The sequence below is a fragment of the Stenotrophomonas sp. 86428_Sma genome (assembly GCF_056481585.1).
Genome location: NZ_CM151156.1, coordinates 1,724,526 through 1,738,755 on the forward strand (window position 1 = coordinate 1,724,526; position 14,230 = coordinate 1,738,755).

Genomic DNA, 14,230 nt, shown 5'->3' on the forward strand with positions numbered 1-14,230 from the left:
GACTGGGTCGGCGTTGCCTGAACCGCACGCGTGCTGTGACCTTTTTCGGACGATTTCTCCATGTTCGCTCCACAATCGCACGGTAGCCTTCATGCTCCTTCTACACGTTGGCGGGCTGGTGGTCAGGCGTATCACTTCAGTGGCAGTGCCCAGGACCGGGCGCGGACTCACCCTGCATGCAGTGCTGCGCCCTGGTGCGTTGTTGGCAACCCTGGCCCTGGCCGGTTGCATGTCGGTGCCTGTTCCGGACCTGCCTGACCGCACGCCCAGCACCTGGACCCAGGTGCCGCAGGGCCAGGGCGTGGCAGTGGATGCCAGACAGTGGTGGAAAGTGCTGTCCGACCCGGCACTGGATGGCCTGGTCGACCAGGCCATCGCCGGCAATCTGGACCTGCAGCAGGCTACGCTGCGCCTGCAGGCCGTTCGGATCGTCGCCGGCACTTCCGACTCGCGTTTCCTGCCGGAGATCTCGGCCAGCGCCAAGCAGGTGCAGGACGCCGCCGCCGTCGATACCTACTTCCATGCCGGCATCGAAGCGATCTGGGACCTGGGCCTGTTCGGTGCCGCCGAGAGCGCGCAGTTGAGCGCGCAGGCTTCGGCCGGCAATGCCGAGGCGCTGCGCAATGCCGCGCAGGTGGCGGTGATTGCCGACGTGGTGCGCAGCTATCTGGACCTGACCGTGGCACAGGCCCAGCAGGACCTGCTGGCCCGGCAGCAGGCCGTGGATGACCGCGGCGAACAACTGGCCCTGGTCCGTCAGCGCCTGCGCCTGGATGAGCCCGGCGAACTGGATCGCCTGCGTGCACGCCAGGCCGCGACCCGCGCCGCCATCGCACAGGCCCGGGAAAACGCTGACAACGCGGCCCGCGCGCTGGCATTGCTGCTGGGCCGCGATGGCCCGGATCCAGCTTGGCGCACCTATCGCGCGCCGCCGAAGCTGGGCACGTTCTCCCTGCAGCAGGTACCGGCCGATCTGCTGCGCCACCGTCCGCAGATTCTGTTGGCCGAATCTGAAGTGATGCAGGCCGCGGCCAGCAAGGGCTCCGCACGTGCCGCGATGTATCCGCGGGTCAGTCTTGGTGGCTCCATCCTGTACGCGTACAACCTCACCCAGAACGCCCGCTCCAACTCCGATTCCAGTCCGTCGATCGGCCCGTACGTCGATATCCCGCTGTGGGATTGGGGCCAGCGTCGTGCGCGCTTCAATGCCGATGAAAAGCAGTTGGATGCCGCGTTGCTCGGTTATCGCAAAGCGGTACTGGAAGGCGTGAGTGAGGTGGAAGGCGCACTCGGCAGCCTTGCACGCCAGGACAGCAGCATCCAGTCGCTGCGTGCGTCCAATGATGCCGCCGGCCAGCAGCTCAAGCGCCAGGCACGGCAGGTGCAGCTGGGTTTGTCCAGCGAGTTCGATGGACTGGACACGCAGCGTGCCGCGCTTGCCTCGCAGGCTGATCTGATCGGTGCGCAGGGCGCACGCGTGCTCGCTTTTGCTTCGCTGTACCGCGCGCTTGGCGGTGCACCGCTGCCGGCTGAGGGTGAGGGCGAACAGCAATGATCGCGCTGGCCCGCAAGACCCTGGCCTATGAGTGGCGCCGGTTCCTGCCGGTAGTGCTGGCGATGTGCTTCGCTGGCGTGCTGCTGATCGTGCAGGCGGCGCTGGTGCTGGGTATCTTCGGTACCGCCGCGATCTACGTGAAGGCATCGTCGGCTGATATCTGGGCCGGTTTCCCCGGCACCCAGAGCGTGAACTACGGCCATGCAATCAGTGCGGATGTGGAAAGCCACCTGCGCATGGACCCGGATGTCACCCGCGTCGAACCCTACGAGTGGGTCGATGGCGAATGGCGCTCCAGCGCGCAGGGTACCGGTAACGTGTCTGTGTATCTGTCCGGCATCTCCACCCAAGGCGACGCGATGATGTTCGCGCGTATCCTGCCCGCCGACCTGCGCGCGCAGCTGCGCGAACCCGGTGCGGTGATCGTCGATAGCGCCGATCTGGATACGCTGGGCGTGGGCCTGCAGAACAACCGTGCGTGGATCAATGGCAAGGCGGTGCGCGTGGTCGCGGCACAACCGGGCCTGCGTGGCCTTGGTGGCGTCAACGTGCTGGCCTCGCTGGATACCGCGCGCGCCATCGCGGGTACCGATCCGCACGAGGGCAGTACCTATTTCGTGGCGGGCCTGCGTTCGCCGGACCTGGCCGACCGTGTGCGCGACCGCCTGGCCACGTCGATGGGGCAGGCCACGCCGGTCGAGTTCTGGACGGCACCGGAGTTCGCCAGCCGCTCGCAGCAATACTGGCTGTTCGATACCGGTGCCGGCATCGCAGTGTTGTTCATGGCGGTCATCGTCTGCTTCGTCGGCGCGGTGATCACCAACCAGTCGTTTGCTTCGGTGGTGGCCGGTTCGGTACGCGAGTACGCCACGCTCAATGCACTTGGTGCCGGTCGCTATGCGCTGGCGCGGGTGGTGTTCGAGCAGGCGCTGCTGATCGGCGGCGTGGGCATGTTGCTGGCGGCGGCGTTCAGCACCGTGGTGTTGTTGATCGCACAGACCCAGCGCGTGCCGGTGCAGCTGACACCGATGGTGATCATCGGTTGCGTGGCGCTGGTCGCGGTGATGGCCATGCTGTCGAGCATCATGGCGGTACGCAGTGTCGTCCGCTCCGATCCATCGTTGCTGCTGCGTTGAGGACCGGCCGATGACTTCCATACGCGCCGTCGCCCCGACCCTGCAGGCCGACGCACTGGAAAAGGGTTTCATGTCCGGCGACGTGCAGGTGCCGGTGCTGCGTGGCCTGTCACTGGACATCTATCCCGGTGAACTGACCCTGGTATCGGGCCCATCCGGTTGCGGCAAGAGCACGCTGCTGTCGTTGCTGTCTGGGTTGTCTGCGCCCGATGGCGGCCGCGTGCACGCGCTCGGGCAGGATGTGGGCCACATGACGCGCAGCGAAGTGGAGCGCTTCCGCCTGCACCATGTCGGCTTCGTGTTCCAGGGCTTCAATCTGTTCCCGGCACTGACCGCACTGGAACAGGTGCAGCTGCCGCTGGGCTATCGCGGCATGAGCAATCGCGAAAGCGAACCGCTGGCCCGCAAGGCATTGGACGAGGTGGGTCTCAGCCACCGCAGCCACATGCGACCGGCGCAGCTGTCCGGTGGTGAGAAGCAGCGCGTGGCCGTTGCGCGCGCCTTCGCCAAGTCGCCGACGCTGATCTTCGCCGACGAACCCACCAGCGCGCTGGACGCCGAGAACGGCCAGCGCGTGATCGACATCCTGCATCGCTACGCACGTGCGCACGGCGCCACCGTGTTGTGCGTGAGCCACGATCCGCGCCTGATCCGGCATGCCGATCGGGTGATCGCCATGGAAGACGGCATGGTCCGTGATGACCGCCGCCAGAACGAAACTGTAGAGTCCGCCCCATGACCAAGACGTTGCACCTGCTTCCCTTCAGCCTGGTACTGTCCGCGGCGCTGCTGCTCGGCGCCTGTTCCAAGGACGCGCCTGCCCAAGCACCTGCAGGTAAAGCCGGCACTGCCACCGCCGGCAAGGTCGCGGTGGCGCGCGGCATCATCGACGTCGAGGGTGGCCTGATCGCGCTGGCGCCGCCAGTGGATGGCTCGATCACCGCCGCGCCGGTGAAGGAGGGTGCCACGGTGAAGAAGGGACAGTTGCTGCTGTCGCTGGATGGCGCCCTGCTGCAGCAGGAAGTGGCGATGGCCACCGCCGATCTGGCCCTGGCCAACGACCGTCTGAAGGGCAGCCAGGCGCAGCTGCGCGAACTGGAGCGCAATGCGACTCGCCTGTCCACCGGCGCCAGCGAAGGCGTGTCGTCCAACCAGCAGGCCGATGCGGCCAAGCAGCAGCTGGCCGGTGTGCGCGCCGATGTCGATGTGGCCGGTGCGCAGGTCGACATGGCCCAGCACAAGCTGGAGCACGCCAGACTGAAATTGCAGCAGATGTCGCTGAGCGCACCGGAGGCCGGCACCGTGGTCGGCCAAGTGCCGGGCCTCGGCGCCTTCGTACAAGCTGGCAAGCCTGCGATCTCGCTGCTGCCGGCCCGCCCGCTGCAGGTGCGTGCAGAACTGAGCGCCGCCTATGCCGATGCCGTGCAGGTGGGCATGAAGGCCACCGTCGTGCCGGACAGCGATGGCGCCGAGAACACCGGCTCACTGCCACCCGCGCGCGTGGTGCGCATCAGTCCGGTGTTCGCGCAGGCACGCTTGCCCGAAGATGCGGGGCGTGGCGTGGCCAAGGTGGTGGAGTGTGTGCTGGAGTTCGACGGCGAGGCCAAGGCGCGCTTCGGCCAGCATGTGCGGGTGGAGTTCCGGAAGTAGGCGCTGGCCTCAGTTCCCGAGCCAGCGTCGCAGGCGAGGCCAGAGCGAGGCCGGCACAACCACGAGCAGTGCCAGCAGCAGGATGGCGCTCATGCCGAGCAGCCAGTTCGAATGGACGTCGCGCACGGGGGATTGATGCATGGCAGCCAAGCCCCATAGGACGTTCCACCCCAGCCATGGAATGAGGCTGATCAGGATCCGCAGCCACAGGCGGCGGAACCGCCATGGCTGCACAGCCAGGCCCAGCGCTGTCATTTCCACGAGGACGATCAGCGCGAACGTGATCACCGAGCCGATGGGATAGGGCAGTGTCCCGGACTCGGTGTGACGCAGTTGCCAGTAGTCTGGCTTGAAGCCGGCATGGATGAGTGCGGCAACCAGCAGCAGCCAGATGAGTGATGCCAGCAGCCAGAAGGAAGGGGGAGCACGGAATGCGATGGGCAGGGGCACGATGCAGGCGTTCGTCGCTGGCGGATCCTCAACTTCCTGCATCGGCCTGCCGCAATCCATGCAAGAGATCCGAAAATGAAGCGGTGAAGCCCTCGGATCCAGCGCCTTAAGGAACCGCAGTCGGGGTCTTCTTCCTGCCGGAAATGCGTCCCAGGACGCTGACCAGCGACACCACGCACAGCGCCAGCAGCAGTCCCACGTCCAGCAGCAGCAACCACAGCAGATGCATGCCGTGCACCGGCGGCTGATGCATGGCCGACAGCATCCACGGTACCGACCACGCCAACAGCAGAACGAAGGCAATCAACAGGCGCAGCCACAGCCGCTTCAATTTCCACGGTCGCACGATCAAGGCGGCCACGACCAGTTCAACCGTGCCCAGCAACGCGAACACGATGACAGTGCTGGTCGGGTAGGGCAGCTCGGCGCCTTCCAGGCGGTGCAGCAACCAGTAGTCCGGGGTGAAGCCGGCATTGACCAGCGCGACGATCAGCGCCAGCCAGGTCAGCGCGACCAGCAACCAGAACAGGCGGATGTAACGTCTAGGCATCGGCGGTGTCCATGGTAGCGGGCAGGCGGCTGCGTGATGCATAGCACACCGATGTGGCGATCGCGGCCAGCGCCAGCAGGCCAGGCCCGACAGTGAAGTACAGCAGGCGCAGCGGGTGGTTGTGCATCAGCGTCCAGGTCGCGAACGTCAGCGGAACCGCCAGCACCAACAGTTTGGCGAACAGCGGCCGCAGCACCGCAATCAGTGGCTGGGCGCCGAGGAACATATGGAACAGATAGAACTGGGCGATGCCAAGGCCGATGTCGCGATGCGAGGTGAAGCCGAAATTGTCGCGATACCAGTTCATTCCCAGCGGAATCAGTGCCCAGTACAGCAGCGCTACTACCAGATGCAGCAGCAGGGCGATCAACAGGGGCTTGCCGCGAAGGAACATGGGCGCACAGGGCTGGGCGGGGCAGCGTACCCCAGTGCGGACGCCCATGACCGCATCGTGTGAAGACTGTTGACGGCGTGAAGGAATTTGGACACAATAGCGCTCCTTCGACGCAGGTCGAACGGAATCTGCGGGAATAGCTCAGTTGGTAGAGCGCAACCTTGCCAAGGTTGAGGTCGCGAGTTCGAGTCTCGTTTCCCGCTCCAGATTCTACAGGGCCCCGGTAGGGGCCTTGTTTTTCTCCCGCCACGGCAAGGCGGGGCACGTTGGGCCACAAGGCTTTACGCGCAGTCAGAAAAGTGAAATCGCTGGTGTGTGTTCCGGATTTCCGGTACCATGGCGGCTTATGCGGGAATAGCTCAGTTGGTAGAGCGCAACCTTGCCAAGGTTGAGGTCGCGAGTTCGAGTCTCGTTTCCCGCTCCATGTTCCGACAGGCCCCATCATGGGGTTTTGTCTTGTCAGGGCTCCGTTCCTGGCGCGCAGTACGTTGGCCTCATGGCAGAGTGGCTATGCACCGGATTGCAAATCCGTTTACAGCGGTTCGATTCCGCTTGAGGCCTCCAATTGAAAAGCCCTGACTCCGGTCAGGGCTTTTTTGTTTGCCTGGATGCCAGCTAACCTGCGTCCGGATCGATATCCGCTACAGCCTGGCCAGCGCCTGCACCGTGGCCTGGGTCAGTGGCTGGGGCAGCGCATCCAGCGCGAACCAGCCCAGGCCGGTCTGCACACCCGGCTCCTGGATGGAGGCCTCGGCACCGGCAGGTGCCCGAGCCTCGAAGATCGGCGCAACCCAGTGCTGCGCAAGTGTCGGCTCGAAATGATCGGCCACGCACAGCAGGCGCAGCAGCGTCACTTCCAACGCCGTCTCCTCGCGAGTTTCGCGGACCACGGCAGCCTCCACCGTTTCCATCCAGTCGACTTTGCCGCCGGGCAGGCCCCAGTGCCCGCGCTCCGGATCGCGTCCGCGCTGGATCAGCAGGATGCGGCCGTCGGCATCACGGACGACGGCGCCGCATCCAACGCGGGGAATCTGAAGTTCAGTCATGGCAGAGAATGAAGAAGGAGCCGTCTTCATTCTTGCATGCACACCGTATCAGGCGAACCCGCGCTAGGCTGGGCACCTGTGCATCAGCATCCTCACAGGTGTGTCGCATGCTTCTCCGGCAACTCAGCGCTGACGACGCCGATATTCTCTGGCAAGCACGGTTGCAGGCCCTTCGCGAGTCGCCCGCGGCGTTCCTGTCCACGCTGGCCGAGGCGCAGGATGACTCGGCGGACGTGATGCGCGCCCAGCTTGCCGATCCCGGCACGCGCTACTTCGGCACGTTCGTTGACGGCATGCTGGTGGGCTTCCTGCGTTACGTACGCCCGGTGCGGATGGCGCGACGGCATACGGCGGAAGTGCACAGTGTCCATGTGGGTGCTGGCCATCGAGGCCAGGGTGTCGCCCGTCAGCTTCTTCTTGCCGCGTTCGCGGCTGCGCGCGCGGAAGGCATCGAATCGCTAACTCTCACGGTACTGGCGGACAACGCCGCCGCGCGCGCGCTGTATGAATCGCTGGGTTTCACCGAATCCGGCGTCGAGCCGCGCGCGGTGAAGCGCGACGGCCGCTATGTGAACATGGTGTCGTACTGGATTTCAGTGACCAGTCACCGACCATCGCCGGCACCTTGAATCACCCGCTCTACGCCGGATCGTAGACCGGCGTCTGCGCGCGGAAGTTGCGCCCGACTGGTTCACCCACGCTCAGGTAGTGGCGGAACAGATAGATCAACGGTTTCCAGTGGGCGACATCGATGTGCTGGGTGCCAGCCACGGTGATCGCTTCGTGCGCATGCACGCAACGGATCCGTCCTTCGACGATCACGAAGCCCTGACCGTCATCCTCGCCGGGCGGGTGCATCGCCATCACGCTGACTTCCACCTGCAGCGGGCACTCGGCAATCGCCTCTGGTGCGACGTGCGTCGAGGCGACCGCACTGAAGCCCCCCAGCGCGAACTTGTCGCGGACGTGCACGTAGCCCATCGCCTGTTTGGCAGTGGGTACCGGGTGGCAGCCTGTCGCGCGCGCGATGGCCTCGACCTGTGCGGCCTGCGCGGAGGATGGGAAGTTCAGTACGCACTCGTTGCGCAGCTGCAGGTTGCGATAGCCCTGACCCTGCACGCCGAGGCCCAGCACTACCCGGTTGCCCAGGGCCCAGAACGAAGACAACGGACTGATGTTGCTGCTGCCGTCGTCGTTCAGCGTGGTCATCAGCAACACAGGTGTGCCCGGGTACAGGACCGAAGGGGTGATGCAGCGGCGGGGAATCGGAGCGGAATTCATGGCAGGCCTTGCACTATCGGGGGGACCACTGTGCCGTGGCAGCGGGTGCCGACGCTTCGGCCTGCATCGAACTGTCGGCCTGCAACGGCGTGCCACAATGCGGGCATGGTCCACACCTCCGGTTCCCTTGTCAGCGTCGGTGCCCTGGTTGGTGACCAGGCGCGCGCATCCATGCTGCTGCAGTTGATGGATGGGCGTGCGTATACCGCGACGGAGCTGGCACGCGTGGCTGGGGTAACACCGCAGACGGCGAGCACGCATCTGCGCAGGCTGGTCGAGGGCGACCTGCTGGTCGCTGTCGCGCAGGGGCGCCATCGCTATCACCGGCTGGCCTCGCACGAAGTCGCCGACATGCTGGAGGGCATCCTGCGCGTTGCGGACCGCACGCCGTCCTGCACCGCTGAGGCATCACGCAGCATGCCGGCGTTGCGCCAGGCGCGTTCCTGCTACCGGCATCTGGCCGGTGTGCATGCGGTGGCGATCACCGACCGCTTGTTGCAGGCAGGGCACCTGGTCCCGCACCAGGCGCATTGGCAGGTGAGTGTGGAGGGCGCAGCGTTCCTGCAGGAGCTCGGCCAGCCGCTGGCAGAGCTGCTGCGGCTTCCCGTGACGGTCAAGCCTGCGCGCTACTGCCGAGGATGCCTGGACTGCACCGAGCGGCGCCCGCATCTGGCCGGGCTGGTCGGCGAGGCGATGCTGGACAGCTTCGTGAAGAACGATTGGCTTCGGCGGGTTGAGGGTCGACGCGAACTGCGCCTGACGCAGCCGGGGCGCGAAGCGCTGTGGACGCGGTTCGGCCTGGCGACATAGGGCCCCTCCCGTCTCATTCGCCCACGACATGGCAAGGCGCTATGGTCGAGTTCCAAGTCTTAGGGAGCTGCAATGGCGAGCAAGGACATGAACGATCGCGGCACGCTGGCGGTATGCCGGCAATGAGCAAATCTTCTGTGGAAGTACGTTGGCTGACGTTCCGGCTGATGAACGGCCAGTCGATCGGACCGGATCGGCTGAAGGATGGATGGGTGATTGCTTCGGAGACTCGCCACTGTGGCGTGCGGCGTGAAGCCATCGAAGGCGCGGGCGTGGTCTACGCGCTGTATGCACCGGCCAACCTGGCCTCACCGCGGCGCGCGGAGATGCGCATGCGCGAATTCCTGATGAGCTCCGGCTACACCTTCACCATGGGTACGCTGGGCGGCTGACGCCGCCCTTTTGGGGATTACGGGCGTACGGTCAGTGCCTGGCCGAGCATGCCGATCGGACCGCGCGCATCGTGCAGCACGGTGCTGGTCAAGCCGAGACCCTGGTGGCCAAACGACACCGACGTGTCGAAGCCCAGCCACTCGCCTTCGGGCATGCCGAACAGGTGCGCGGTCAGATCGAGGTTGGGGAAGGCGACCTCCTTCGGATCGGCGCGCACGGCCATGCCATTGGACAGATCGAACAGGGTGGCGGCACGGGCCAGCGGACTGACCGGCTCGCCGTCCAGCAGCCCGTGCTTCGCGCGCGCCCAGTAGGTGGCACGGCCGGTCCCCTGATCATGTCGGCGGATCTCCACGCTCTTGATGAAACCACCTGGCCAGACCGTACCTGGGTCCCACGCGGGCATTGATTCCGGCGGAGCAATGCCGGTGATCGGCGTGCCGGCGATGGCCTGCGTATCGTTCGGGCGCATCAGCCATGCACGCACGCGCAGCGCCGGGCGATCGTCATGGCGCAGCGTGGCTTCGACCAGTTCGATGGTGCGACCACCGCGCAGCACCTGTACGTGGGCCTCCATCGCTTCGATCGGAATGGTGCCGAGGATGTCGTAGGACAGGCGCGCGATCAGAAAACCGTGCCCACGCGCTGCGGCGTCGCGTTCCAGGTGGTGCGCCAGCAGCCCGATCGCAGGTGCGATGTGTTGTTCGCGGATGTTCCAGGCGCCGCCCGTGTGTTCGGTCGGCAGGTAGCGGGTGTCGCTCAGTCGTTCGAAGAAGGCCATCGTATGCGTTGTGTCAGCAGGGAGGGGCGGCGGCAGATGCTGCGCGGGTCCCTGCATCGTAAGCGTTTGGCAGCGTGGCCGGCTGAGCCGGCTCCCGCAGGAGCCGGCCGGATGCCGGTCAGGAGGACTGGCAATCCATTTCGCGGCACATCTTGTACTGGGCCAGGCATTCTGCGGGTGTCTTGGCCAGTGGGCCTGAAGTTGCGCGCAGACAATACTCGTACTGCTGGCTGCAGAATTCACAGGGGCCTGCGGCGAAGGCCAGCCCGGTCACGGCCATGCCAAGGAACATCACGGTCTTCAAGGTCGTCTTGATCATCACGTCAGTCCTTTGTGTGCCCGTCAATGGGCCCGGCCACCATAGCAGTCCTTATGGCGCGCCCCTGATGCGCTGCGACACGTTGAGCTCAACGCTGGATTGCCTTCAAGGCGTCGACAACCTGTGCTTCAGAGAAGCCACAATGCCCTTCGCCCACCGGCGGCAGCACGCGCGGCAATGGTCGCGCGCCGGCCTGTGCGGCCATCTGCGGATACACCGCCTGCATGTGCGGCACGATGGTGGGATCGTTGTTGTTGAAATGGACCACCAGCGGTCGCTTCAACGCGCCGCTCAGTGCCAGCTTCGCGCGGACATCGGCCTGTGCCGCAGGCACGGGAGCGATGCGCTGCACGCCGGCATTGAACGCGGCGTCGTCACCGAATCCGCTGTACACCACACCAAGGTTGCCGGCCGGCATGCCGCCGCTGCGCGTGGCCAGTTCATGCAGGACCAGCGTGTGCAGGCTGATTGTCCCGGCCAGTGCATCCGGAGCGACCTGCAGTCGCTTGGCGAGCACGTCGGCATGCTGGGGATTCCGTTGCAGCGCGTCGGCGATGCCCTGATAGAGCACTCCCTGCGGCAGCACGGCCGCTTCATGCGAAGCCAGTCCGGTGGCCGGCAGGCCTGCAGCGTTGGGGAAAAAGTAATCGAAGGCGACCAGCGTGGTCAGCAGATCTGCGGCGATCTGTTCGCCACTGAGATTGGCACCGCACAGCGAGACGCCACCGGTGTAGTGCTGCGGGAAGCGTTCGAGGCTGGCGAGTGTCACCGCGCCGCCCATCGAGAATCCGAGCAGCCAGGTGTGGCGCACGCGCTTGAGTTCGCCCAGCGCATGCTGGCGCAGGCGCTCCATGTCGGTGATCGCATCGGCCACTGCCCAGCCCTGGCTCGCATAGGCACTCTGCGCGACGGCGTAGCCTTCGGACAGCAGCGTTGCAGTGCTGTCATTGGCGGTCATCGGCGTAGTGCGTGGCACGCCCACCGGCTCGTAGCCGTGCGCCAGCATCACCAGGTCGCCGTTCCAGTCAGCCGGAACGTCCAGCCGCCAGGGTGCGCCCTGCAGCTCGCCGCTGAGCATGCGTGGTGCCGTGGGGGGCGCGGCCAGCAGCGATGCCGCAGGCAGCAGAAGGCCGAGGGCGAGGGCGCATCGAAGCAAGGGTCGCATCGTGGTCATTCCATGCGGGAATGGCGCCGAGCATAGATCCCCGCAAAACCTTGCGCGCGCTGCACTGCCGCAGGGGATTGCCCGCCGGCCAGGCTGCGCTCTACGCTGGCGGCATGGTCCTGCACAGCACCGCGTCGATTATCCGCATTCCCCACGGGAAGGCGGGATAGCGCGCGGTCGCCACGGCCATGCAACCCGCCCGGGAAGGCGGGTTGCATGCGGCGCTCTCCCGGGTACTGGAATCCATCAAGGAGAACGCAGATGCATCATCTTTCATCGACCGACAATGCGCCGATCCTGCACCTGGTGTGCGGCAAGATCGGTGCCGGCAAATCCACCCTGTCGCAGCAGCTGGCGGCGCAGCCACGTCACGTGCTGATCAGCGAGGACGCCTGGCTGGCCGCGCTGTATCCCGACCAGATCCATTCCGTTGCCGATTACCTGCAGCGCGCGGCCGCGCTGCGCGGGGCGCTGACGCGGCATGTATGCGCGATCCTGCAGGCCGGCGTTTCGGTCGTGCTCGACGTTCCGTTCAATACGCGGGCCGCCCGTGCATGGGGCCGCGAACTGTTCGAGTCGGCCGGTGTTGCCCACCAGCTGCATTTTCTCGATGTTGCCGACGCCATCTGCAAGGCGCGGCTGCATGCCCGCAACGCGCGCGGTGAGCACCCGTTCCAGCCCAGCGACGAAGCCTTCGAGCAGATCACCCGTCACTTCGTGGCACCTGCGCAGGAGGAGGGCTTCGTGGTGATCCGCCATTCACAGGAGGCTTGAGGGCGCGGAGAGGGCGGCGTTCAGTCGACCATCTCGGTGGCGATTCCGATACGATCTGTCGCATTGAGCTCGCCTCGCTTGACCCGGAGTCCCGTCATGGTCGACCGTCTCGCCATACTGCTTGAACGTTTTGCGGTGACCGCCTCGGTATTCCATGCCGGTGCGCTGTGCGGCATCAACACGCTGGAGGGAGAAGACGAGGCGGGTCAGCTGCACCTGGTGCGGCGCGGGCCGGTGCAGGTCAGCCACGGGCAGCAGACCGTGCAGGTCGAAGTGCCGAGCCTGCTGCTGTATCCGCGGCCGATGCCGCATCGCTTCAGCACCGACCCGCAGCAGGGCGCCGACATGGCCTGCGCCAACCTGCATTTCGAGGGCGGTCGGCTCAATCCGATCAGCGCCGCGCTGCCTGATTTCATCTGCCTGCCGCTGGCCGATCTGTATGGCGGCAACGCGGCGCTGGAACTGCTGTTCGAAGAAGCGTTCGAGCAGCGTTGCGGGCGGGCGGCGATGGTCAACCGGCTGTTCGAGGTGGTGATGATCCAGGTGCTGCGTCAGCTGATGGAAGGCGGCGAGATGCGTGGCGGCCTGTTCGCCGGGCTGGGTCATCCGCGGCTGCGGTTGGCGCTGGTGGCGATGCATGAAGCGCCGGCGCAGGCGTGGACGCTGGAAGACCTGGCCGAAGTGGCCGGCATGTCACGCAGCGTGTTCGCCGCCAGCTTCCGCGAGGCGATGGGCACCACGCCGGGCCAGTACCTGCAGGGCTGGCGGGTGGGGCTGGCGCAGCAGGCACTGCGCCAAGGCAGACCGCTGAAGCGGATTGCCGACGATGTGGGGTACGGCAGCGAAGCGGCGCTGTCGCGCGCGTTCAAGGCGCACACCGGGCAGTCGCCGCGGGAATGGCGGGGACAGGCCCGTGCCAGTGCGGCCTGAGCGTCAGCCGAGCACCAGCCGGGCCAGCTTCATCCCACCGAACAGGCCGGCCAGGCCCAGTGCCACCGAGCCGCCGGCATACAGTGCCGCCAGCCCATGCTGGCCACGCTGCAGCAGCAGGCCGATCTCCAGCGCATAGGTGGAAAACGTGGTGTAGCCGCCGAGGATGCCGGTGGCCAGCAGCAGGCGCAGCTGCGGCGAGGCGCCATTGCGCATCGCGAAGACCTCGACCACCACGCCCATCAGCAGGGCGCCGCTGACGTTGATCAGGAAGGTCGACCAGGGCCAGGGACTGCCGACGGCCACCCGCGCGCCGATCAGGTTGCAGGCATGGCGCAGGCAGGCACCGATGCCGCCTCCGACGAAGACCAGGAAATAATTGTTCAGTGTTTGCATGGCGTGCCTCGAATGCGGGTTCGCAGGGTCAATGGCGAACGCCGAGGGCAGGCACGACCTGCCGTCGACGAACACCGGGTTCGTCCTGGCAGGAGCCATCAGCCTTCTCAGGCGGTTATCGGGGGAGCCCCATCCCCATCGCGGTCCATGCTACCAGCGGCGGTGCATTCACGTCATCGAGGTCGTCAGCACGCGGGCGACCTTGCTGCGGCTGAAGCCATCCATCAGCAGTTCGAACGCGAGCAGATCCAACGCTGCATGGCGGCGATGGTCGATCTCCAGCCCGTTCTCGGCCACCAGGTGACTGACCAGCTCGTAGGCGTCCTGCCAGACATCCAGATGGGCCTGGCTGGGGATGTAGGCACTGCCAGGCTCACCGACGCCGAGCCCGCTGACCCCGTACAGCAGCTCGCGTGCGTCCAGCTTGGCCGCATCGGCGATGCGGAACAGCTGTTCGGCTTTCACGTGCGAGGCGCTCACGTGGTCGTTGAGCCAGTTGCTGATGGTTGCTGTCGTTGATTTGGCGGCGCGTGCCAGATCGGCCGGGCGTGGGTGCCCGGCTTTCTTCATGGCTGCCGCGAGTCGTTGGCCGAGAGTATT

19 protein-coding genes, 3 tRNA genes and 1 riboswitch are annotated in these 14,230 nt (G+C 66.0%); of the genes, 12 read left to right on the forward strand and 10 right to left on the reverse strand.

What is annotated here, in order from left to right; all coding sequences use genetic code 11:
- The first annotated feature begins 91 nt into the window (after positions 1–91).
- From ACZK3J_RS07860 to ACZK3J_RS07875, 4 genes are read left to right on the forward strand one after another with little or no spacing between them, the layout of a single operon-like run.
- Positions 92–1,555: an efflux transporter outer membrane subunit gene (locus ACZK3J_RS07860; protein WP_134950606.1), complete on the forward strand. Its 1,464-nt coding sequence runs from the start codon at positions 92–94 to the stop codon at positions 1,553–1,555.
- A complete protein-coding gene (locus ACZK3J_RS07865; RefSeq protein ID WP_197655528.1) occupies positions 1,552–2,691 on the forward strand; it encodes an ABC transporter permease in 1,140 nt (379 codons plus the stop codon). Before ACZK3J_RS07860 ends, ACZK3J_RS07865 begins: the two co-directional genes overlap by 4 nt.
- A gap of 10 nt (positions 2,692–2,701) precedes the next feature.
- The gene (locus ACZK3J_RS07870) at positions 2,702–3,430 is read left to right on the forward strand and encodes an ABC transporter ATP-binding protein (RefSeq protein WP_032128913.1); all 729 of its coding nucleotides are present in this window, start codon (positions 2,702–2,704) and stop codon (positions 3,428–3,430) included.
- Positions 3,427–4,341 (forward strand): RND family efflux transporter, encoded by a 915-nt coding sequence (locus tag ACZK3J_RS07875; protein WP_107433536.1) that lies wholly within the window; start codon positions 3,427–3,429, stop codon positions 4,339–4,341. Before ACZK3J_RS07870 ends, ACZK3J_RS07875 begins: the two co-directional genes overlap by 4 nt.
- A gap of 9 nt (positions 4,342–4,350) precedes the next feature.
- On the opposite strand, the gene ACZK3J_RS07880 is transcribed toward ACZK3J_RS07875, so the two are convergent.
- From ACZK3J_RS07880 to ACZK3J_RS07890, 3 genes are all read right to left on the reverse strand, one after another.
- Complete coding sequence (locus ACZK3J_RS07880) at positions 4,351–4,833, reverse strand: hypothetical protein (protein ID WP_223224653.1); 483 nt, start codon at positions 4,831–4,833, stop codon at positions 4,351–4,353.
- A gap of 64 nt (positions 4,834–4,897) precedes the next feature.
- Positions 4,898–5,341 (reverse strand): hypothetical protein, encoded by a 444-nt coding sequence (locus ACZK3J_RS07885; protein WP_049463680.1) that lies wholly within the window; start codon positions 5,339–5,341, stop codon positions 4,898–4,900.
- Positions 5,334–5,735, reverse strand: a complete 402-nt coding sequence (locus ACZK3J_RS07890) for a hypothetical protein (RefSeq protein ID WP_049463679.1) — start codon at positions 5,733–5,735, stop codon at positions 5,334–5,336. Before ACZK3J_RS07890 ends, ACZK3J_RS07885 begins: the two co-directional genes overlap by 8 nt.
- Before the next feature lie 130 nt (positions 5,736–5,865).
- Here ACZK3J_RS07890 and ACZK3J_RS07895 point away from each other — a divergent pair.
- The 3 genes from ACZK3J_RS07895 (at position 5,866) to ACZK3J_RS07905 (ending at position 6,299) form a co-directional block, all read left to right on the forward strand.
- A tRNA-Gly gene (locus ACZK3J_RS07895) sits at positions 5,866–5,941 on the forward strand.
- A 142-nt stretch (positions 5,942–6,083) separates the two neighbouring features.
- Positions 6,084–6,159 (forward strand) — tRNA-Gly (locus ACZK3J_RS07900).
- Positions 6,160–6,225: 66 nt separating this feature from the next.
- Positions 6,226–6,299, forward strand: a tRNA-Cys gene (locus ACZK3J_RS07905).
- A 77-nt stretch (positions 6,300–6,376) separates the two neighbouring features.
- Here the strand turns inward: ACZK3J_RS07905 and ACZK3J_RS07910 are convergent.
- Entirely contained in the window at positions 6,377–6,781 is a 405-nt protein-coding gene (locus tag ACZK3J_RS07910; RefSeq protein WP_032128919.1) for an NUDIX hydrolase, read from the reverse strand.
- Positions 6,782–6,888: 107 nt separating this feature from the next.
- On the opposite strand from ACZK3J_RS07910, the gene ACZK3J_RS07915 reads away from it, so the two are divergent.
- Positions 6,889–7,410: a GNAT family N-acetyltransferase gene (locus tag ACZK3J_RS07915; RefSeq protein WP_049461948.1), complete on the forward strand. Its 522-nt coding sequence runs from the start codon at positions 6,889–6,891 to the stop codon at positions 7,408–7,410.
- 10 nt (positions 7,411–7,420) lie between these two features.
- Here ACZK3J_RS07915 and ACZK3J_RS07920 read toward each other — a convergent pair whose 3' ends face one another.
- Positions 7,421–8,062, reverse strand: coding sequence for a flavin reductase family protein (locus ACZK3J_RS07920; protein WP_134950609.1), 642 nt, complete (start codon positions 8,060–8,062; stop codon positions 7,421–7,423).
- Positions 8,063–8,167: 105 nt separating this feature from the next.
- Here ACZK3J_RS07920 and ACZK3J_RS07925 point away from each other — a divergent pair, with 105 nt between their 5' ends.
- Positions 8,168–8,872 (forward strand): ArsR/SmtB family transcription factor, encoded by a 705-nt coding sequence (locus ACZK3J_RS07925; protein WP_049399948.1) that lies wholly within the window; start codon positions 8,168–8,170, stop codon positions 8,870–8,872.
- A gap of 122 nt (positions 8,873–8,994) precedes the next feature.
- Entirely contained in the window at positions 8,995–9,264 is a 270-nt protein-coding gene (locus ACZK3J_RS07930) for a hypothetical protein (protein WP_032128923.1), read from the forward strand.
- Between the two features lie 17 nt (positions 9,265–9,281).
- On the opposite strand, the gene ACZK3J_RS07935 is transcribed toward ACZK3J_RS07930, so the two are convergent.
- The 3 genes from ACZK3J_RS07935 to ACZK3J_RS07945 form a co-directional block, all read right to left on the reverse strand.
- Positions 9,282–10,046, reverse strand: a complete 765-nt coding sequence (locus tag ACZK3J_RS07935; RefSeq protein WP_134950610.1) for a thioesterase family protein — start codon at positions 10,044–10,046, stop codon at positions 9,282–9,284.
- A 118-nt stretch (positions 10,047–10,164) separates the two neighbouring features.
- Positions 10,165–10,365: a hypothetical protein gene (locus tag ACZK3J_RS07940; protein ID WP_032128925.1), complete on the reverse strand. Its 201-nt coding sequence runs from the start codon at positions 10,363–10,365 to the stop codon at positions 10,165–10,167.
- An 88-nt stretch (positions 10,366–10,453) separates the two neighbouring features.
- Positions 10,454–11,530 carry an alpha/beta hydrolase family protein gene (locus tag ACZK3J_RS07945; protein ID WP_478476728.1) on the reverse strand — a complete coding sequence of 359 codons (1,077 nt, stop codon included), beginning with the start codon at positions 11,528–11,530 and terminating at the stop codon, positions 10,454–10,456.
- A gap of 261 nt (positions 11,531–11,791) precedes the next feature.
- Here ACZK3J_RS07945 and ACZK3J_RS07950 point away from each other — a divergent pair, with 261 nt between their 5' ends.
- Entirely contained in the window at positions 11,792–12,304 is a 513-nt protein-coding gene (locus ACZK3J_RS07950; protein ID WP_100437538.1) for a P-loop nucleotide/nucleoside kinase family protein, read from the forward strand.
- Between the two features lie 96 nt (positions 12,305–12,400).
- Positions 12,401–13,234 carry an AraC family transcriptional regulator gene (locus tag ACZK3J_RS07955; RefSeq protein WP_032128928.1) on the forward strand — a complete coding sequence of 278 codons (834 nt, stop codon included), beginning with the start codon at positions 12,401–12,403 and terminating at the stop codon, positions 13,232–13,234.
- 3 nt (positions 13,235–13,237) lie between these two features.
- On the opposite strand, the gene crcB is transcribed toward ACZK3J_RS07955, so the two are convergent.
- Complete coding sequence (gene crcB, locus ACZK3J_RS07960; RefSeq protein ID WP_032128929.1) at positions 13,238–13,630, reverse strand: fluoride efflux transporter CrcB; 393 nt, start codon at positions 13,628–13,630, stop codon at positions 13,238–13,240.
- 82 nt (positions 13,631–13,712) lie between these two features.
- A riboswitch (Fluoride riboswitch) is annotated at positions 13,713–13,776 on the reverse strand.
- Between the two features lie 22 nt (positions 13,777–13,798).
- On the reverse strand, positions 13,799–14,200 hold the full coding sequence (locus ACZK3J_RS07965) for a transcriptional regulator (protein WP_010486043.1): 402 nt from the start codon (positions 14,198–14,200) through the stop codon (positions 13,799–13,801).
- Positions 14,201–14,230: the final 30 nt, after the last annotated feature.